Annotated in this window: 17 protein-coding genes; 4 read left to right on the top strand and 13 right to left on the bottom strand. The window is 59.2% G+C overall.

Features of this window, described 5'->3' with window-relative positions; translation table 11 throughout:
• From ACX3VQ_RS11290 to ACX3VQ_RS11280, 3 genes are read right to left on the bottom strand one after another with little or no spacing between them, the layout of a single operon-like run.
• Complete coding sequence (locus ACX3VQ_RS11290) at nt 1-1,761, bottom strand: cytochrome c3 family protein (protein WP_462581161.1); 1,761 nt, start codon at nt 1,759-1,761, stop codon at nt 1-3.
• A gap of 7 nt (nt 1,762-1,768) precedes the next feature.
• Nucleotides 1,769-2,653 carry a hypothetical protein gene (locus tag ACX3VQ_RS11285; RefSeq protein WP_462581159.1) on the bottom strand — a complete coding sequence of 295 codons (885 nt, stop codon included), beginning with the start codon at nt 2,651-2,653 and terminating at the stop codon, nt 1,769-1,771.
• A complete protein-coding gene (locus ACX3VQ_RS11280) occupies nt 2,653-5,103 on the bottom strand; it encodes a cyclic nucleotide-binding domain-containing protein (protein ID WP_462581157.1) in 2,451 nt (816 codons plus the stop codon). Before ACX3VQ_RS11280 ends, ACX3VQ_RS11285 begins: the two co-directional genes overlap by 1 nt.
• Nucleotides 5,104-5,268: 165 nt before the next feature.
• Between ACX3VQ_RS11280 and ACX3VQ_RS11275 the strand changes: the two genes are divergently transcribed.
• Nucleotides 5,269-6,129 (top strand): tetratricopeptide repeat protein, encoded by an 861-nt coding sequence (locus ACX3VQ_RS11275; protein ID WP_462581155.1) that lies wholly within the window; start codon nt 5,269-5,271, stop codon nt 6,127-6,129.
• A gap of 11 nt (nt 6,130-6,140) precedes the next feature.
• Here the strand turns inward: ACX3VQ_RS11275 and ACX3VQ_RS11270 are convergent, their stop codons facing one another.
• The 4 genes from ACX3VQ_RS11270 to ACX3VQ_RS11255 form a co-directional block, all read right to left on the bottom strand.
• Nucleotides 6,141-6,674 carry a Pycsar system effector family protein gene (locus tag ACX3VQ_RS11270; protein ID WP_462581154.1) on the bottom strand — a complete coding sequence of 178 codons (534 nt, stop codon included), beginning with the start codon at nt 6,672-6,674 and terminating at the stop codon, nt 6,141-6,143.
• 5 nt (nt 6,675-6,679) lie between these two features.
• Nucleotides 6,680-8,035: an NADP-specific glutamate dehydrogenase gene (gene gdhA, locus ACX3VQ_RS11265; protein WP_462581152.1), complete on the bottom strand. Its 1,356-nt coding sequence runs from the start codon at nt 8,033-8,035 to the stop codon at nt 6,680-6,682.
• 244 nt (nt 8,036-8,279) lie between these two features.
• A complete protein-coding gene (locus tag ACX3VQ_RS11260; protein WP_462581150.1) occupies nt 8,280-8,555 on the bottom strand; it encodes a hypothetical protein in 276 nt (91 codons plus the stop codon).
• 60 nt (nt 8,556-8,615) lie between these two features.
• Entirely contained in the window at nt 8,616-9,725 is a 1,110-nt protein-coding gene (locus tag ACX3VQ_RS11255) for an NAD(P)/FAD-dependent oxidoreductase (protein WP_462581148.1), read from the bottom strand.
• Between the two features lie 193 nt (nt 9,726-9,918).
• On the opposite strand from ACX3VQ_RS11255, the gene ACX3VQ_RS11250 reads away from it, so the two are divergent.
• A complete protein-coding gene (locus ACX3VQ_RS11250; RefSeq protein WP_462581146.1) occupies nt 9,919-10,989 on the top strand; it encodes a GNAT family N-acetyltransferase in 1,071 nt (356 codons plus the stop codon).
• 1 nt (nt 10,990) lies between these two features.
• Nucleotides 10,991-11,848: a proline dehydrogenase gene (locus ACX3VQ_RS11245; RefSeq protein ID WP_462581145.1), complete on the top strand. Its 858-nt coding sequence runs from the start codon at nt 10,991-10,993 to the stop codon at nt 11,846-11,848.
• 7 nt (nt 11,849-11,855) lie between these two features.
• Here ACX3VQ_RS11245 and ACX3VQ_RS11240 read toward each other — a convergent pair whose 3' ends face one another.
• From ACX3VQ_RS11240 to ACX3VQ_RS11225, 4 genes are all read right to left on the bottom strand, one after another.
• Complete coding sequence (locus ACX3VQ_RS11240; protein ID WP_462581143.1) at nt 11,856-12,635, bottom strand: glycoside hydrolase family 16 protein; 780 nt, start codon at nt 12,633-12,635, stop codon at nt 11,856-11,858.
• A 93-nt stretch (nt 12,636-12,728) separates the two neighbouring features.
• A complete protein-coding gene (locus ACX3VQ_RS11235; protein ID WP_462581141.1) occupies nt 12,729-13,862 on the bottom strand; it encodes an aspartyl/asparaginyl beta-hydroxylase domain-containing protein in 1,134 nt (377 codons plus the stop codon).
• Nucleotides 13,863-13,864: 2 nt separating this feature from the next.
• Nucleotides 13,865-15,214 carry a glycosyltransferase family 4 protein gene (locus ACX3VQ_RS11230; protein WP_462581140.1) on the bottom strand — a complete coding sequence of 450 codons (1,350 nt, stop codon included), beginning with the start codon at nt 15,212-15,214 and terminating at the stop codon, nt 13,865-13,867.
• Nucleotides 15,211-16,842: a glucosamine inositolphosphorylceramide transferase family protein gene (locus tag ACX3VQ_RS11225; RefSeq protein ID WP_462581138.1), complete on the bottom strand. Its 1,632-nt coding sequence runs from the start codon at nt 16,840-16,842 to the stop codon at nt 15,211-15,213. Before ACX3VQ_RS11225 ends, ACX3VQ_RS11230 begins: the two co-directional genes overlap by 4 nt.
• A 183-nt stretch (nt 16,843-17,025) precedes the next feature.
• Here ACX3VQ_RS11225 and ACX3VQ_RS11220 point away from each other — a divergent pair, with 183 nt between their 5' ends.
• On the top strand, nt 17,026-17,901 hold the full coding sequence (locus tag ACX3VQ_RS11220) for a glycosyltransferase family 2 protein (protein ID WP_462581137.1): 876 nt from the start codon (nt 17,026-17,028) through the stop codon (nt 17,899-17,901).
• On the opposite strand, the gene ACX3VQ_RS11215 is transcribed toward ACX3VQ_RS11220, so the two are convergent.
• Nucleotides 17,872-19,116 carry a polysaccharide pyruvyl transferase family protein gene (locus ACX3VQ_RS11215; RefSeq protein ID WP_462581136.1) on the bottom strand — a complete coding sequence of 415 codons (1,245 nt, stop codon included), beginning with the start codon at nt 19,114-19,116 and terminating at the stop codon, nt 17,872-17,874. The genes ACX3VQ_RS11220 and ACX3VQ_RS11215 overlap by 30 nt on opposite strands.
• 167 nt (nt 19,117-19,283) lie before the next feature.
• A complete protein-coding gene (locus ACX3VQ_RS11210) occupies nt 19,284-19,997 on the bottom strand; it encodes a GIY-YIG nuclease family protein (protein WP_462581135.1) in 714 nt (237 codons plus the stop codon).
• Nucleotides 19,998-20,145 lie beyond the last annotated feature (148 nt).

The following is a 20,145-nucleotide window of genomic DNA, read 5'->3' as shown; positions in this document are numbered from 1 at the left end:
CTAGCGCTCCCACCAGTTCAGCAGCGCAACTTCATCGCGGCGTTTGTCAGGATGGTCTTCCGGCATAGGCCCACCGGGCACGTGATAGGAATGGCACATCGCGCAGCTTGACGGAACTTCGGCTTTGACCGCGCCTTCGCCTTGGTGGCACTCGCGGCAGCTCTTGAGATCGGGCAGCAGGACGTCACTCGAAAGCCTGGAGGTGCCAGCCTCGTGGCAGGTGCTGCATTTTTCCTGGCGATGCGCCCCGTGGTCAAACCCGCCGAGTACGAAGTAACGCTGGGGCAGGTTAACCGGCATCACGTCCGGCTGGCCGTTGGTAGTGGCGGGCAAGTGGCATTCGCCGCAGACCCCGCCGGGTGCCAGCGCGCGGTCGATGCCCACCAGTGAACGCAGCGGAGAGCCGAAATTGGAGTAATAGACTCCCCCGCGGGCAAATTTGTCTGGCCGTGAGCGGCCGGTAACGATCGGGCGGCGCGGTGCGCGGTCCATCGCGCGCAGATCGGCCAGCATTTCCGCGACATCGCCGTGGCGCAATGTGCGGAACGTCCCGCCGACCTTGTCATAGACCAGGCTGTGGCAGCTCTCGCAGTTCTTTTCCATGTCGATCGGTTCGAAGCCGATCCTGTCACTCGTGGGGGCATGACAATCCTTGCACGCCAGCGGCGCACCATAACCCTCCCTGGCGCCCAGCCGTATCGCCATGCGTGCAACCCCGCCTTGCGGGTCAAGGTGGAGCTCGTGCGGGAACTTGAGCCCGCTCTTTTCCTTGGGCTTGTCACCCAGCGAGATCCGCAGCGGTTTTTCCTGCCGCAGCTCGGTGAAGATTGCAGGCTTGAATTCGGGATGCTGCTTGCCGAAATCGCTGGCATTTCCAAGCGAGGTATCGGCCAGCCGCGTATCGAGCGAAGCGTGGCAATCTGCGCAGAACTGCTGGCTGGCGGGTTCCATGCGCGTGGGGCCCTCGTGTTCGGTGTGGCAGGTGGTGCAGGCACCCGGCCCTTCCTTGCCGAACATGCCTGCAACCGCCCATTGAAAGCTTTCGCCCAATCCGTGCGGAGCCCGCCCATCAGCCAGCCGGGGTGCGGCGGCGTGATCCCCGATCTCGGCATGGCAAGTCAGGCAAGTGTCGTCGCGCACCGCCACGAAGGCATCTACGTGGCAGGCCTCGCAATTGTTCTCCAGGCTGTGGTGCGCCCGGCTGAGTGCGCCGGCGCTCCAGCTGGCGTCGAATACGACCTGGCCTGCGCGCTCGGCGTCCGGTTTGATCCGCTCGCGGGTCAGATGCGATACTGCCGGGATTGCCAGAAACGCCAGCAGGATGGCTGCCACAAGCGCCCATGATATTGCCCGCTTGCCGGGCAGGGTGGTTTCCAGTGCGAAGCCTCGCTTCGCGTCGGTCCGGCCTTCGCTGGAAGGGGCCTGCCTGATCGTTACCTCTACGGCGCGGTTGCCACTTTGCTGGGTGATCGCGAGGATCGCGGAGCCCAGCATGATTTCCGCCCCTTCGTGGGGATCGATCATTGCCGAGGTCACAGTGCGGCCGTCGATGGCGAATCCCAGCGTCCCCACCGCTTCGATCTTCAGCTGGCCGCTGGCTGCAGGCTCGATCCGCAAGTGCTTCTGTTCAACGGCAAGATCGGGCAGATGGATGTCGTTTTCGGCGGCGCGCCCGACCATGAGGCTGGCTTGATCGAGCTCCCGCTCTCGAACGATCTCGCGTCCGCTGGCGGTATGGTCGATGGTTCGGATCAGGAACATAACCCGCTCAACCCCAATAATAGAATACGCTGAACACGTGTGCGAACAATGCAGCCAGCAGCGCAATGGTCGCCGGGACATGCACGAACAGCCATACCTCGAGCAGCGCCTTCAGCCTTAGCTGCCGGCGGATCTGGGCAAGCTGCGCAGCGCGGCGACCCAAAAGCGCACGAACCCGGTCTTCCGGGCCGGAGTTGTCCGACAAGGTGCGATAGTCATCGGGAAAGCCCTCTATTGCGCGCTTCGTGGCACAGTTGGGATAACGCCCTGTCAACCGTTTCCATGCACCCGCGCGGAACACGTCCTGCTCAAGCGCGGCGAGCACCAGATCGGCCTTGTCGCGATCCAGCGGCTGGGCTGCCTGTTCAAGCTGGCGATCGATCGCGGCAAGTGCTTCGATCATTTGCCCGCGGGTCATTTCCTTGCGGTTGGCGCTCAGCTGGCTGGGCAGCGCAGTATAGGCAACCACCCCGTAGATGCCGGAGGCGATCACCAGCATCATCAGGCTCCAGGCCAGTGTGTGCACGTTCCAGCCCAGCTGGAAACCGGTGTGCAAGGTTCCGATCACGACCAGTGACAGGCCGAGATATACATGCGCGCTGGTCCACGCCTTCAGACTCCAGTGGCCATCGGTTATCTTGCGTTTGCGTATCCCCAGCAGCGACAGCCAGACTATCAGGCCAAGGCCGATCGTGCCCAGCGTGTAGCCATACCAGCTGCCGCCATTGGGCCGCGGCTGCTGGTCGACCAGCAAATAGCCCAGGAACAGCGCAAGGCTAAGCGCGGCCCCGATCTTGGCCCAACGCATCCGGCGATAGACCAGGAAACTCTCGTGATCGGACGAATGGCGGCTTTCGCGGAAATCGGCACGGTCTTTGGGAGTGCTGGCCATCAATCCGATTCCCCAATCCGCGCGACCGAAAGGAATTTCTCGGGAGCAACCCGGATCGCGGCGCCGGTCGGGCATGCCCTGACGCATGCTGGGCCGCCCTCAATACCCGCGCACATGTCGCATTTGATCGCGACCTTCGGCGCATCGGACGAAAGCTTTTCCGTTTCCTTCTTCCGCCAGACATATGGCGCTTCCCCAGGCCCCGGGCCCTTGCCGAACAGCAGCCACTGCACCAGCGACGGTTTCTCAGGCGGCTTTGCATCCATCCGGATCACGCCATAGGGGCAGTTTCGCTGGCAATTGCCGCAGCCGATGCAGGTTTCATCAATGAAGACTTCACCGTCGGGGCCGCGCTTGATCGCGTCGGGCGGGCAATCGGCCATGCAATGCGGATGTTCGCAGTGACGGCAAGAAGTTGGCACGTGAAGGTGGGCGTATGTCTTGCCGGCTTCGCGGTCGAGCCGGGAAAGCCCGTCATGGCTGTCGGCACAGGCCTTTTCGCAATTGTCGCAGCCGATACACAGATTCTCGTCGATCAGCAGCACGTCGGTCGCTTCGCCGATGCCATTGTCGACCAGGAATTGCGCGGTTTCGGAGTACATGTCGACCGCGCTTGCGAAACTGTGTTTGCGGCTTTCGACAAAGGCGTTGATTTTGCGGCGGCTGGCCATGTCTGCCAGCGCGCGTTCGCGCAATCTGGGGTGGCGATCCAGCAGGGCCATGAAGCCCGCGCCTGGCAGGCGAATGACCTGTGACTTGATCGCTGCCTTCACGGTGGCAGAGCGTGGTTGCCCGTCGATCAAGGCCATCTCGCCGAAATAGGTGCCGGCTGGGAGATAGGAGAGGAACACCTGCCTGCCGCCGATCGCCTTTTCGACGATCATTGAGCCGCGCCTGAGGATGAAAACGTCCTTGTCTTCATCGCCTTCTGCGATCACGACCTCACCGGCTCTCAGTTCCACCACTTCCGCATTGTCGACGAGTTCGGCCACGTCATTTGCTGAAAGGCCGGATCCGAACATCTGGAGCAATTGCCGCTCGATCGAGATGCGGGTGACCGCACGATTGGCAGCTGGAGAAGTGGCAAGTAGCCGCAGCGCGACCATGCGCGAAAATTCGATCGCCACCACCGGTTCGGCGGCGCGGATTGTCGCGCCGCGCCGGCGGCCCGAAATAAGGCCAACTTCGCCAAAAATGGAGCCTTGCTCGATTGCAACAGTCACGGAAGGGTCGAGCGGATTGGTTTCTACCGCCACCGATCCCTGGCAGATCGCGAACATCGACGAGCCTGGATCGTTGCGCGCGAAAATCACTTCTCCGGATGCGAAGGCATGAACCTTGCTGTCGAGCATCAGTTCGCGCAACTGCAGCGGCGAAAGTTCCTGCAGGACGGTGATGTTTTTGCCGAACAGGTCGAGCCATTCGTCGACGCTGTATTTTCCGGGGAGGCGGGCGAATTTCTCTGCCAGTATCGGCTCGTCGGCGGGCTTCAGATCGCGGTTGCCATTGAGGAACTCGATAACGTCATAGCCCTGATTCATGCAGTGCTTGATCAGCGGATAGCCCGCCAGTGCGCCGATCACATGGATGCCCTGCTTGGTGGTTTCGAAGCTGGGAGAAAGCCGGGGAAAGGCGCTGCGTTCCTCGCTGGTGAATTCGATCCCGCAAGCTTCGACAAAGCCGCGTGGTGGCTGTGACCCGGTGCGAGCGATGATCCTGTCGCAACGGATCGTTTCCTGACCGTCGCGCGTTTCGAGCACCAATTCTCCAGGCCGGACCTCTGCCGGGCTGGTTTCGCGCCGGACAATCAGCCTGCCTTCCTGCTCAGCCTGCTCAAGCAGTTTGACATTGGCATCTTTTGCCCTGGCGAAGTCCGTGCCCCGATTGAGAATCGTCACGGTGTTGCGCTGGGCGTCGTCAGCAGCCAGGCCCAGGGCATTCTCGATCCCCGCGTCGCCCGAACCGATTACCGTGATGTGCTCGTCGAAGTACTCGCCGGGATCGTCAAGCTGATACTGGATCTGCGGCAGATCGGCGCCGGGAATGCGCAAGCGATTGGGATTGCCTTGCGTGCCGATCGCCAGCACGATCGCTTGTGCATTGATCGCCTCACCGTTCTTCAGGGTAATGGTGAAGTTCCCCGGCTCTCCAGCAATGGCGGTCACTTCGGCATTGAGCTGCACGTTGACCTGGTGTTCGGCCAGCTGGCGACCCCAGATGTCCAGTATCGCCTCGCGCTTTCCCGCCGCGAAATCGAGATCGCTGCGGAGCACGAGATTGGCCGGCGTCGCCATCACGTGCTTGCCCTTCTGGTATTTGTAGATTGTATCGGAAATATGGTCAGTCTTTTCGAGCAGCACATGGCTCATGCCGAGCGCGGCAGCGCGCCCGGCAGCGCTCAGGCCGGCAGGTCCGGAACCGATGATCGCAACCCGGAACACCTCGGGCAAAACGTCTCCCCCTGATCCACCTTCGAACGCTCATCATAGGACAAAAGGTCGGCTGCACCAGTACGAATTGATGCCTGGCATCGGGGATGCTAACCGAGGATGATGAACAAGTACGCAACGGGTATGGGTGGTGCCGGGCTGCTCCGCGCAAGAGGCAGCCTGGTCATGCTGTTGGTTGCCATCGCCATGTTGGCTGGAGCGATTGCTTACCGCACCGGGGGCGCGGACCTGCCGCAACCGTCGTTGGATATGTCTGCCCCGTCGTCGATTGAAGAATTGAAGCGCGCGGCCGAGTCGTCCACGGATGATGCCAGGCCATGGCAAGCACTGGGCTTCGCTCATTTTCAGCGTAACGAGTTCGCCGAGGCGGCCAGCGCCTATGAAAGGGCGGTGGCCATCGACAGCGACGAGGCTGTGCTCTGGTCGGCGCTCGGCGAGGCGCGTGTGATGGCAAGCGAACGCGACCCTATGCCGCCCGAAGCGGCCGAGGCCTTTGCAAAGGCTCTTGCCCTGGATGCAAATGATCCGCGCTCACTCTACTTCGCTAACGTGAAGAAAGACCTTGACGGCGATCATGACGGGGCGATCGCCGGTTGGCTTGCGCTGCTGGCTCAGACTCCGGCGGGCGCACCCTGGGAGCGCGATCTCGTGCGAACCATCGAGCAGGTGGGGAAGTTGAACGAAATTGAAGTGCAACCCAAGATCGACATGGCCATGGCGGCAAGGCCGGGTGCTATCGAGGCCACAGGCGCTGCACCGCGCGGGCCGACGCAGGCGGAGCTGGCGGCCGCCGGGTCAATCCCGCCGAGCGAGCAGCGCGCTATGGCCGAGGGAATGGTCGAACGGCTCGAGCAGCGATTGGACGCAAACCCCAAGGATGTCGCGGGCTGGGTCATGCTGATGCGGAGCCGGATGACGCTTGAGCAACCCGAGCGCGCGCGTGAGGCGCTGGCAGCGGCGTTGCGCACCAACCCGGAAGATGAAAACCGGCTGCGACGTGAGGCGCAGGCGCTGGGCGTGCGCTAGATCCCGGCAGATTAAAGCAGGCTTGAGATCACCCCGCGCTGTTCAATGAGAAAGCTTGCCAGCGTCAAGGTCAGGCCGAGCATGAAGACGCGATAGGACCAGCCGAGCAGTCGATATTTCTTGCGTCGGAGCACTTGCCCATTCTGGTAGATGTCCCGCAGCATCAGGCGGAACACGTCCTCGTCTGCACCCAGTTCGTCGATCACCCTGTTTGCAAACTCCTCTTCATCCATGTGTGTGAAAACGCCGAAGAACAGGATGTTCGCGCGCGTATCGGCTACCGGTTTCGACCCTGCAGACGGGATTACCGCTGCAACCGCAAGGAAGGCCGCGATGAACGCAAAGCAACCCAGCAGGATGAGGGTTGGTGACGCAGCTCCGCTTCGCGCCTGGCCGACAGCCAGCGAAAACACCACGAATGATGCGCCCATCAGCAGGCTGGCCTTCTGATCGGCCATCTGGCTCAGCGCAAGGTTGGATATGGTGGCTGTTCGAACGAGATGGATCGCTTGCGCTGAGAAGCGCCGTTCACTGCTGTCACTCATCTTGCCTACACCACTCCAAAGGCCAGCATCGCATCGGCTACCTTCTTGAACCCCGCGATATTTGCGCCTTTTACGTAGTCGACATAGTCACTGCTCTGGCGGCCATGTGTGAGGCAGCGCGAATGGATGCCCTCCATGATTTCCTTGAGCATGACCTGCAGCTCTTCTTCGCTCCACGAGCGGCGTAGCGAATTTTGGCTCATTTCAAGGCCGGAAACAGCGACACCTCCGGCATTGGCGGCTTTGCCGGGGGCATAGAGGATCCTGGCATGCTTGAAGACATGCACCCCTTCAAGATCGGTGGGCATGTTTGCTCCCTCCGATACTGCCATGCAGCCGTTCTTCACGAGCGTGCGGGCATCCTCGCCCAGCAGTTCATTCTGCGTTGCGCAGGGAAGTGCGACGTCACAGCTTACATTCCACGGGGTCATGCGGGCATGAAACTGGGCATTCGGGAAGGCCTCGACATATTCTTCGATCCGCCCGCGTCGATGGGTCTTGTGGGTCTTCACCCAGGCTATCTTCTCCAAATCGATCCCGTCGGGATCGTAAATGAAGCCGCCGGAATCAGACAAGGTCAGAACCTTTCCGCCGAGATGGACAATTTTCTCCGCAGCATGGGTCGCCACATTGCCCGAACCTGAAATGACTGCGGTCTTCCCCTCGATGCTCATGTCCCTGGTCGCGAGCATATTCTGGAGGAAATAGACCGCGCCATATCCGGTCGCCTCCGGCCTGATAAGCGAACCGCCATACTCCAGTCCCTTACCGGTCAATACTCCGGTGAACTGGTTGGTGATCCGTTTGTACTGACCAAACATGTAACCGATTTCACGGCCGCCAACCCCGATATCACCTGCCGGTACGTCGATATCGGCGCCGATGTGGCGATAGAGCTCGGTCATGAAGCTTTGGCAGAAACGCATGATCTCGCGTTCGCTCTTGCCCTTGGGGTTGAAGTTTGAGCCTCCCTTGCCGCCCCCCATGGGCAGGCCGGTAAGCGCATTCTTGAACGTCTGCTCGAAGGCGAGAAACTTGAGCACGCTCTCGTTCACACTGGTGTGGAAGCGGATGCCTCCCTTGTAGGGCCCGATTGCGTTGTTGTTCTGGACCCGCCAGCCACGCTGTACGCGAATGCAGCCATTGTCATCTTCCCAGCACACCCGAAAGCTGATCACGCGGTCGGGCTCGGCCATGCGCCTCAGGATCTGCTCGCTGTGATATGCTTCCTTGTCGGCGATGAAGTCGAAAATGTCTTCCGCCACTTCCTGCACTGCCTGGACAAATTCGGGCTGATGCGGATTGCGGCGTTTGACGCCCTCCATAAACCCGGCAAAGTCAACGTGATCTGACACGGCCATATGCTCTCCCCCTCAAGGTTGTATCGCGTAGAACGCGAATGCGCGACCGGCTTACCAAGCGAATCCTGCGATCCAGCAGGTAGGGCAAGGCAAAAACCAGCCTACGACTTTGAGGGCTCGCAGGAAAGATGCTGTTGTTCTAATGCCCAACGATACGTCGGTCCGGCCGGAGGCACGCTCATTATGCCCGGAATGCCTCGGGATTGACAGGGTGAGAGAATACCAGCCTGACCCTAGTCCGGCTTCACAGAAGCCACGGATGAATACCCTCCATGATCCACTTGACAGTGACGATTGCAACGGTCGCCGCCGTACAATTCAACAGGAGCGCAGCGAAATCTCGCCGTCCACCCATGGCCGGCCGGATGACAAATTCCAGAACGATGGCAAGCAGGCAGAACAGCGCGATAATGTAGCGGGTTTCGATCAGGTACCGCGACGCATAACGCGCCGCTCCTCCCGCTACTGCAAAGGTCAGCGCCCAGAGGATCGACGACAGGATTCGATTGTATTGTGTCATGAATTGGTACCTGGAGTATCTTGCCGGTCTGGATCGGCTGATGAAACTGACAACAGCACTCTAGCCTGAGCGGCGCACCAGATCTGCAACGTAATCGGCAATGGCAAGGCTTGCGGTCAGCCCCGGAGATTCGATCCCGAACAGGTTTACAACGCCGCGCCCGCCATGTACCTGTGCCCCATCGATCCGGAAGTCTGCGGCTGGCTGTCCGGCCCCGACGATTTTGGGCCTTATCCCGGTATAGTCAGGAGCCAGCCGATCCACCGGCAGCTCTGGCAAATAGGTCCTTATCGCAGAAAGGAAGTCTGCGAAGCGGCTATCATCGAAAGAATAGTCGATCTTGTCGATCCATCGTACATCGGGCCCGAACTTGGCCTGTCCGCCCAGATCGACGGTCAGGTGAATACCCAGGCCGCCGGGTTCGGGCAGGGGATAGACCGGGCGCTGGCAGGGACTGCGCCCGCCAAGCCGATAGTAGTGTCCGATGGCATAGTGGGCCTGCGGTACACTGTTTTCCTTCAGGCCTCTGATGGACCGGGCGACCGCTGGCGCCATCAGACCGGCGCAATTTATGAGATGGCGTGCACTCAACCGGGTGGGATCCTTGCCGCCTGTTTCAACGAAGATCCCGTCATCGCTGACGGCGCAGCCCGAAACTGGTGTTTGCAGCGCGATCATGCCGCCATGCGCTTCCAGCTCGCCTGCCAATGCCAGCATGTATGCATGGCTGTCGATGATACCCGTAGAGGGGGAGAGTAGCGCGGAATGACAGGCAACCGCAGGCTCCAGCCTGTGCGTTTCGGCCTGTGTCAGCAATTCGAGGTCCATGACATCATTGGCGATGGCGTTGCGCCGAATTGCTTCGAGCTTCACGACCTGTTCCTGCGAGCAGGCGACGATCAGCTTTCCCGTGTTTCGCAATGGAATGCCGCGATCCTTGGCATAGGCGTAGAGCTGCTGCTTGCCGCGCCGGCAAAATTCGGCCTTCAGGCTTCCCGGTTCATAATAGATTCCGGCATGGATGACTTCCGAGTTGCGGCTGCTCGTATGCGTACCAATCGCATTTTCGGCTTCAAGGACGAGCACTTCACGTCCTGAGCGAGCGATCGCAGCTGCGCAGGCAAGGCCGACGACGCCCGCACCAACCACGATGCATTCGACATTTTCCATGTTGGCCCCGCTTTCGCAACACGCGTCCTGCCGTGTCCCGCCCGGCCTATATCCAGTCCCGCGCGCGCGCAGGCAAGTGGCGACCGGGTCGCTAGGCCGTATTAGCCCTGCCAGGCATGGGGAACTGCCCCAAGGCGGTACGACATAAGAGCGTTTCACGCCAACTTCACACTTGAGCTAAACGGTCAGTGTGATGATTGCCGCCACTATTCCCCTCTCCGAAATCGATCGGGAGGTATGGGACGCAATACCTGCACGGCCGCGCACGCCGATGCGGCAGTATATATGGGCGTCCGCCTACCAGGATACGCTGGCGAACGGAGACGTTCGGACTTTTGTCATCGGTCCGCAGTCGAAACCGCTTGCTGTCGCTCCATTTGCCCAGCCGGCGAATGGTCCGCGCAGGCAGGTTCTCCTGGGTGCGGAAGATATCTGGGAATCTGTCGAGGTCGCTGCGCAGGATAAGCAGACGCTGCGAGACCTTGCGGAAACCATCGCGATCAGCGGCCTCCCGCTACGGTTCGGGCATCACCCGATCGACACACCGTTTCATGAATACCTGGTACAGGCCTACCGCGGCAAGGGGTGGGTAGTCATGGCCCGGCAGCCGATGGGCGCCATGCCGAAGATTGATCTCGATCATTCATGGACTGAGCCAGAGAACCACTTCAGCAATCGGCGGCGATCGGATTTCCGCCGAATGGCGCGAAAGGCCCAGTCATCTGGCGAAGTAACATTCGAGATTGTCGAGCCCAGTTCTGAGACGCTTGAGGCGCTGATGGACGAGGCATTCGATATCGAGGCGCGAAGCTGGAAGGGCCGTTCGGGTACCGCAATAAAGCAGGACCAAAGGACTGAGGCATTCTACCGTGCCTATGCCAGAAGCGCGATGGAGGCAGGCATTTTGCGATTGTGCTTCATGCGCATCGACGGTGTGGCGGCTGCCATGCAATTTGCGGTCGAGTGCGAAAACCGCTTCTGGTTGATCAAGGTCGGCTATGACGAGGCCTACAAGCACGTTTCGCCCGGCAACCTCCTCATGCGGGAGACCATCAAATATGCGGCGGAACGCGGGCTGGAAGGATATGAGTTTCTGGGCAAGGAAGCCGAGTGGACCAAGCTTTGGGCCTCGCACGCTCGCCCGATCGCCACGATCCGGACCTACCCCTACAATTTGCAAGGTGTCAGTGCCTTTCTCTCTGATGCCATCGGCTTGGCCGCCAAACGGATTGCAGCGCGTCTGAGAAAACGAAACGGAGGCTGAGTTGCGAAACATAATCAAGCCCATAGTGATGCCGATCGTGAAGCGCGCGACGCGCACCTATGTTGCAGGCGATGACCTTGGTGAAGCATTGAGCCTGGCAGGCCGCGTCCGCGAGGCCGGCTTTTCCTGCACGCTATGTTACTGGAACGATGGCACCGAAGAGCCAGCAATAGTGGCGAGCGAATATCTCCAGATCCTGTCACAAGGATCTGAGCGAGGCCTCGACCTGGCGCTGGCCGCGAAACTTCCCGCGCTTTGGGAGCGGCAGGAGGAAGTGGACCGGGTCGTCAAAAGGGCGCGCGAGCTCGGCTTTCCGGTGATCTTCGATTCCCATGACCCCCATAAGTCGGATGATATCATCGCGGCGCTTGAGAAAACCGGCCCCGAGGGTATGGGATGGGCCATTCCGGGGCGCTGGCATCGCAGCCTGGAAGATGCCGAACGGGCGATCGAGCTTGGCGTGAGAGTGCGGGTCGTAAAGGGGCAATGGGCTGACCCGACCGATCCGGACATCGACCTGCGAGAGGGATATTTGCAAGTGATCAAACGCCTGGCCGGGCGCGCTTCCTTCGTTGGCGTCGCAACACATGATGCGCCGCTTGCCCGTAAGGCGATGGAAATCCTTGCCGAGGCTGGCACGCCGTTCGAACAGGAATTTGTTTTCCCTTTGCCAATCGCGCCCGCGATGGAGGAGGGGAAACGGTTCGGTGCGGCGGCACGGGTTTACCTGCCATATGGATCGGCGTGGCTGCCCTATTCGCTTTCGCGTGCAGCCGCCAATCCGATCATGCTTTACTGGTTGGCACGCGACACAATCCTGGGGCGCAAATTCAACGTGCCGCAACGCGAAGCTGTCTAAGCCATAATTAGAAACCGATCGGCTTGCGCTGGAAGGCTCGTACATAATCGACTTCCATCAGCACTGAATCCGGAGTGGTCTCGTCCATCTGGCTCGTATCGGCGGCAAAGGAGACGAGCATGTACATCGGCTGCTTCATTTCTTCGAGCGTCGGCGTCCGCCAGATCGCCTGCCTGTTGAAATAAAACACGATTTCTTCCTCGCTGACTTCAACGCCGAAGGTGTTGAATTGCTTGTTCAGCATTCCGGCGGCGACACTGTGATGCGTGGAAAAGGTTTGCCTGGCTTCGCCTTCGACGCGCGGATGCTTGTGTATCCCCAGGCTGAGCCTGTCGGGATCATGCGTCAGATATTCGAATACATCGATCTCGGCAGTCCCCTGCCGCTTGTCGACGCCGATCAGCCAGAACGAGGGCCAGAATCCGGGCGCCTCCGGCAAGCGGGCCCTGACTTCGAAATATCCATATTTCTGGGCGAAGCCGCTGTTACAGGCATCCCAGGATGACAACATGCCCGAGGCCCAGCTGCCATCAGCCAGTTTCTTCGCTTCGATCCGCAGGATGCCGTCCCGTGTTTCGAACGGGAAACCGCGCTGCGGCGCCATGAACCGCGCGGAGCCGAAATCCCCCGCCCAGGGTGTATGCGCAATCCACCTGGAAAGGCACCCCCATTCGGAGACATCGAGGCTATCGAATTCCTCCCTGAATGATGGTTCGAAATCAGAGAGCTCCAATTCACTGGGTGCGGCTGTTTCAGCGGCCCCTCCACAGCTGAACAGGCTCAGCATGGCCAGTGATGAACAAATCTGAAGCGCTAAACCATGGGGCCATTGTGACATCTCGGCTAATCCTCCATTCCGTTCAGCCATGTTTCTCCGAACCTAGAGGCGTGACGCAGCGATCCAGGCGGCTTCTTCGGGCGTTAAATCCGGGTGCAGGAAGTCCACCAGCAATACCACGCGGACTTCGTCGGAATTATTCTGCGCCTGGTGATGATAGGATGAATCGAAGATCATTGCCTCGCCCTTGCGCCATTCGCGGCGCAGCCCCCCAACTTCGATGAAGCCGTTGCCCGGCGCGATGAGCGGCAAATGCATGGTCAGAAAGACGTTGGACACATCCCGGTGCGGCTGGATGACTCCGCCCCCATCCAGGATCGAGAACATCGCATCGCGGAACGAGGGATAGTGCGGGATCGTCTTCAACAATGCAGTTGTCTTGGGACACATCGCTTCACATTCCGGGATTTCGCGGTGCCTGGTCACGAACTGGAAGCTTTTCCAGAAGTCACCTTCAAGGCCGGCGTATTTGTAGGCGTGAATTTCATCCCTGTGCCGCTTGCTTACAGCCTCAAATTCCCCGGTAATCTCGTCAATAGAATCCTCGAATGCCTTGACCCACGGAAAATCCTTCACATCATGCCATGGCCGTGATGTCAGACCGGCGAATGTGAAGCCTTGGGGGCTGGGCCTGACGGTCGTGTCGCTATTGCCGGCTTCGCTATTGATCGAAGCACGCACTCTCTCAAGCGCTACTCCTGCTCGATCGTTCGCAGCCATAAGCTCGAGGCTTCGCCGGTAAGCTTTCAAGCGTCGGACGGCCGAAATCATCAGCAGAAAGGAAATTGCGAGAGGTGCGCCAATCGCGACGGCGGTAAGCACGATCTCAATGGCTCTGGCCAGGTAGGTATCATTTGCGAGCAGCAGAAACATTGCCGAGGCCAGCATTGCAAGCGCGCCAAGGACAAGGGCGGGCTGCAATAAACGCTCGATGTGCAGCTTTACGCTTGTCCCCCAGAACAGTTCGACACCATTGGTGCCGATGGGCCAAGCGTATCTCAGCACCAGCAGAGAGCTGGCAGTAAACACTAGTGCAAACGCACCGGCAGCAGCCAGGTCCGACCGGGCGGAGTGATGGATTGCGACGTATGCGAGGTAGGCTGCGCATGCCAAAAGCAGGCCCGCTTGTGCGACGAGGAAGGCGAATAACCGTTTGAATCCTGCCAAACCGTCCATGATCAACCTCTTCCGTCTGTGTTATTCATTCCCACAAGCTTGCCCATGATCTGACGGTTAGCCGCAGCCATGCTGCTGGCCGAAGAATCGGCAATTCCGGCATGTGCAGAACTCTGGTCCAGGCCCTTCGATCTGGCCGTGCGAAGCAGCTCATCATAAAGCGCCAGCAATTCGTCCCGCCACCCTTCATGCGTACATGAAAGGGCCATGGTGCAATCGAACGCCTTGTGACTGGCGCTCTCCACCGCTTCGTCATCGTCAAGCTTTTGAACGGCCTTTGCAAGGGAACCGGCTTGTCGATCAGCGGCCAGGAAAGCGCACCCCATCTCGGCAGCCTCACGCGCAACAAAAGAATCCGCGAACGCTACAAGCGGAACACCGCATTGAAGCGCCTCGAGGGCAACCAGCCCAAATGGCTCGGGAAGCCTGCTGGGCATGATCAAGCCCCGCGCGGATTTGACAAGTTCGGCTATCTGCGCGTGAGAGCACCAGCCCTCCCAGGCGATATCGGGGAATTTTTTCGCCAGGCGTGGGCGGTCTGAACCATCTCCGATAATTCTTAGCTGGCGGCCTGCCCGCTGAGCGGCTTCTGCCGCCAATTCAACGCCTTTTTCCTGCTCGACCCGGCCGATGAAAAACAGGTCGGAATTTTGTTCCGCCTTAACCCTGGTTGTCCGAAAGGGCTTCACCGGATTGCGTACTACCCGGATACGGTCTTCGGCGATGCCGGCTTTTTGCAACCACTCGCTCATGAATGGATGAATGGCAGCGACAAGGGCATCAGTTGTACCAAGATCGAGAAGGTGCCTTTTCACTGCCATGCGCGCCACACGGAAAGTCTTCTGCGATATGCTCCGCTTGTCGCAATTGGTGCTCATGCACGCGAGACTCATGGGCTGGAGACTGCAAACGCTTTCCTGGCGAAAATTGAAGAAAGTCCCATTGGGGCATGCGTGGAAGAAGTCATGGGCGTGAATGACAAGGCGGTCCTCAACGCTCGCGAGCGCGTAAAGCACTGACGGTGACAGAATTTGTGCCCAGCCATGCAAGTGATAGACAGCATTGGGGCTGTCGAACTTGCGGATAACCTGTCTTGTAAAGTCATACGCCGCTTTGTTGAACAGTCCTTTCTCAATGCGCTCCAGAAACGGCAGCGAGAGCAATGGGCTGCCCCCGAGCGCGACAATTTCCACATTGGCGGGCAGATCGTGTGCCTCGCCCGAATCCCCGGTTACATAGACAACTTCGTATCCGCTTTCCGCGAACAGGCGGGCGGAAAGCAGGGCCAGCGAAGTGGCGCCTCCGACCGGTTTCGAAGCATCGTTGATAATGATGATCGGGTCGGGGATCATGAAGCGCTGAGCGCAATAGGACGCGCCCCCAAGAACCTGGACCCGTAAGCACGTCTCACGTCCATGATGAAGAGATCATCACAGCTGTCGATGTGATGGCACCCTGTAGTCGCCTGGGCCCGATCCGGTTCGATCCTTCTGACCTCCCTTTCGGAATAGGCATCCATCGAAAGCTCGGTGATTTCCATGAACTTCAATCCGTAACCGTACAGGCCGTGGCTGGTGATCTGTGCGGGGCGGATCAGGCGGCCATCCCTGACAAATGGGCGCCCAGCGTTGCGCGCGCTTGTCGTATCAAGGACTACCGGGTTCATGGGGTGCGGCTCGACATGCTGCAAATCGGGCCCGTCGACGCGAAAGACGTGCAACTCCATACAATGGTCGAGAATATTCCCCGAACACAGGTTGGTGAACATCCACCACTGCTTGTCCCATTCGATCAGGGTGGTGTCAGCCGGAGATGTTTCCTCAAGAGCGGTTGCATGGGGTGTCCATTTGCCCGGAAAGTCCGTGCAGCGCCAAATCTCGACGCGATTCCGTTCATGAGTTTCGGGGATCAGGAAAGTTTCGCCACCGGCATCGAACACGTAGGGGTAAGAGAGGTGGACGTCGCCAAGCTCGATCCCGATCACGTCCCTGATCGAGCTCCCATCCAGGCGGCCGACACAAATCTTGGCCGCATGACCATTCCCGTTCCAGGCTTCAAAGAACACCCAGCTTTCGCCGCCCTTGCGGAAAAGAAAGGGGTCCGCCCGAAATTCGCCGTTCGGTTGCGGCAGCTCCCGCAAGTTATCCAGGCTTGAACTCAGCACGTCACCCTCGCCGATAACCAGCGACCAGTTATCTGGTTGCCCTCCCATGCGCGCGAGAGCGAGTTTGGCGATCCGGTTGCCAGTCCGGCCAATCAGTTTGGCGCCATAGCGCAGCACTTCGCGCCAGCCGAACTCGGGGAATGGCGCGGGGGGCATTGAGGCAGCGTGGCCGGCAGAGCGGGTCTTACCGCCTCTCTGCCGCAATTTCCCGAGCATTTCCCGTTCGACCAGCGCGGGCAACATGTCTTTGGCATATTGCGCATTGAGGGTTGCACTGAATTTCGTGTTGGTCGTGCAGGTGGCGATGACTTCCCTCGAGCCGTCGTGCATCCGGCGCAAAATCGCACTTTGCGTAATCGGAATGGCTTCCAGACTCTCATGAAAACCGAATAGTTCGGGCAGCCCTGAAGCGTCCGCGTAGAAGTGATATTCCCAGAACTCCTTGCCGCAGTTGGGCAGGCAATCCGCATGTGCGCCAGGCAGGTGGGAAAGCACCACGTCCAGCCCGGCTTCAGCCATGGCTTCATCATGCGCGGGCCTGCTGGGGATATTGCCGAGTTTCCCACCCGATAGGCGCGCGTATGGTTTCCCAGCCCGCAAGAACAACGCCTTCTCGATTTTTGACAGGGCCTGAAGAATTACAGAGGGCTTGCGCTTGCGGGCAAAACGCTGGTCGGTGAGGAATGCCTCGAGCGATATCGCGGGATGCCGGTTCAGGCGTTCAAACAGCGAGAGTTCCCATGGCTCGAAGTCCTGACCAGGATAGATCAGGATTCCCACGCGTAACGGCGGCGCCAATGACTCGCTCTTGGACATAGTGGTTACTTCATACCGCTACATCGCCCTCCCGGCATGGAATATTAAGTGGTACGAATGTTGGTTAGGGCTGCAATCCGGGGAACCTGCCGATATAGCCGCTGCACAGGCGGAGGTGGCCGAAGGCTATGGGTTTCGGCCTGTCACTACTGGCTGCCAGCGGGATGACCGGAGACATCATAAGTGCGAATTGCGGTGATCGTTGCCACGTTGGGAAGGCGCCAGGCGTCTGAAGATCTGGTCAATGATCTTTGCGCTCAGACGCGGTTGCCGGATCGGGTCATATTTGCGGTTACGACAGCTGAGGATGCTCCGATGCCCAACGCAAGATTGGGCAACGAGACGTTGCTGTGTGAGCGCAAGGGAAGTTGCGTGCAAAGAAATTGCGCGCTCGATCACGTTGTTTCAGATTGCGATATCATTGTATTTTTCGATGACGATTTCATTCCGGAGGCAACATATCTGGAGCGGCTGGAGGATGCCTTCGCTGCCGATGATGACATTGCCGGTCTGACAGGCCTGGTGGTGGCCGACGGCGTGAACGGAGCAGGGCTGGAGCGCGAAGAGGCGCTTGCAGCGATCCGCCGCCAGACCGAGCATTTTCCGAAGGGGAGCGAGCGCGAGACACAGCTTTTCGGCCTTTACGGCTGCAACATGGCTGTCCGCACAAAGGCACTTGGCAGCCGGCGGTTTGACGAGAAGATGCCTCTCTACGGTTGGCTTGAGGATCTCGATCTTACAAACCAGTTGCTACAGGAAGGCCGCCTTCTCAGGCTGGACCGGTTGGTTGGCGCACACCGGGGTATCAAGGCAGCTCGAACGTCTGGCGTTCGCCTGGGCTATTCGCAGATAGCCAATGCCGTCTATCTCATTCGGAAGGGCACTGCCCCCAGGCGGCCGATGTACGAGAACATCATAAAATATCTGGCGGTGAACCTGATACGATCCGTCCGGCCCGAACCCTTCATTGACCGCCGCGGGCGGCTCAAGGGCAATCTGGTGGGCCTTCTCGATATCTTGCGGGGCCAGTCACGCCCGGACCGAATTCTGGAACTGTGACCGGCTGCGGTCGCCGCGCGCAGATATGGCTGAATCAAGTTCACGGGCGCAAGCCTCGATCGCTTGCCTCGTCTTGATGATCACTTCGGCATGTACATCGCTGTCAATCCCTTCACGAAGCGATGCCTCAATCAAATCGGCAACCTGACCTGGTTCGGACTGTGTGTGGTTGGCCAAATATTGCCGCCTTCCAACACTATCGAAAAAGGCTTCCATTTTCGGATCCCACGCCATGCCAACATGCGGGATCCGGAAAGCATAGGCCAGGATGTTGGCATGCAGCCTGTGCGCAACGATGGCGTCAAAAGACCTGACCGTTTCTGCCAGGTCGCTCGGAACGAGCGGGCGCGGCATCCTTTTTACCCTTGGGTCATCGACAGCGTCGAGAACGACTTCCAGAAAGGCTTCGCCGTCCTGCGGCCCGTTTGTGAACAGCGTAACGCCAAGCCCGCGCGAGAGCAGTTCTTTTGCAAGTGCGCACCAGAAATCCCGCGCGGTGTTGAATGAAAAGTCGTCGTCATCCCTGGAGTGACGATCAAGCGTTCTAGGATTGGCGATGCCAATGCCAACTTCAGGAATGCCAGTGCTTCTGGGCGACGGTTTGGCCGTATAGACATCCGCTGCCAGAAGCCCGGGATCTGAACAGAGGTTGGCCTTGGCCAAACCGGATCGCCCGAAGTGGCGATTCCAGTTGTATCGCGACACGCTGTCCCGGACAGCCACATGTTCCAGGCCAAAACGGGAAAAGGCCTTCAAGAAAAGGCGCCGCGCGGGTTTCGACAGGTGCTCTGAAACGCCAACGCCAAAGACAGCCAGCAGCGCATTGACACGCCGCGCTTCGCCCAGTGCCGTATACAGCTTGAGTGGGAAATTGAGATCCGTGTCGGCGAGCAACTGCCCTCCGCCAACTATCACGCCGCTCACTCCCGACAGCTGCCGTCGCCAGATTTTCCGGTACCTTAACTGGATGAGGGCGACCAGGGCCGTAACGGTCCCCATGCTCCGCAACAGCGGGGGCAGGGCATCAAGGAACTTCAGAACATGGCCGCGCCCTGCATCCAAACCGCTGCCAAAGCTTTCCCTTCCGGCAAGATCGATCGAATGGACCTGCCAATCCGGCTGGACGCGGGCAAGCTCGCTCTCAAGGCATTCGGCAATGACACCATCGCCCAAATTCGGGCTGAATTTGACGTTGAGAAGGGCAATTCGTTTCATGACAGCAGCCGCTCGGATCCAGTTTGCGGTCTCGCTATCAGAGTTCCGGACCGAAGGCGATCCAGTGTAAAAGGGCCAGGCATCGAACAAGGTCGCATGTGATTTCCTGGTGCCTTGAACTGCATTCCTTTCCAATCGCGATTCAGGACCGGATGGGTTTCCTGCGCCTATATCTTCCTGTTTCTTATGAACATCACCGGCGATTCATCGGCATCGTTGCGAGCAACGGGCACATGCTGGGTCTCATCATAGACGAAGGTAGAACTGGCTTTGGCTTGGGCTGCATACGAAGGCTGAAACTCATGCCGCACCCAGTAATCTGTCGCGGACACCTCAGCCCAGTCAAAACCGATCCTGTGCAGGGCACGCAAGGTCGCTTCCTGCGGGGTTACAGTTTCGCCTTCATATTTGACCATTCCGTTATCCAGCGCAGTGCAGGTGATGGAAGTATCCTTCGAGAAGTAGAGCGTAGTATCGGGTTTTGCGCTGAACGCTCCGAAGCGGGACGCGTCATGCGAAGCCTTGATCTGCTCCATGCGTGCGCGCACCTGCGGGGAAATGCCAAGTTCCTCGTCGCTCAAATTCACGGTTGTTGTGGCAGCCAGTTCGATCGCGGCGCGCAACATGTCCGGGTTCATCCTGAAGAACCGTGAATCGCGCGCATCACAATGGTCAGAGAAAAGATAGTGCAGGTTCCGGTCCAGTGACTCGCAATCGGGCACCTTGGCGGCATAATACAAGCGGAACGGGATCGGGAGATCCTTGTCATTGATCTTGCGGATCTTGTTCGCCAAATCGTCCTTGGCTGTATATTCAAACCTTACGAAGCCCGGCATTGCATCGTTCGTCAGGATGAAGGCGGTCCCTTCTTGCCCACTCATCGAACACACTCCGCTATATCGACCCGCTTGAAACTGGCAGATCAAAAAAGCCTTGTGGGCAGCTTTGTCTGATCAACGAAAAACCTTCAAACCTTGGTCAAAAATTCAACCTAGGGTGCAGGGCGCTGCTTCTGCAAAGGATATCTCG

It is taken from the genome of Altererythrobacter chaiwopuensis (assembly GCF_054957735.1).
Note: the sequence above shows the minus strand (reverse complement) of the source record. Positions and strands in the feature narration are given on the sequence as shown.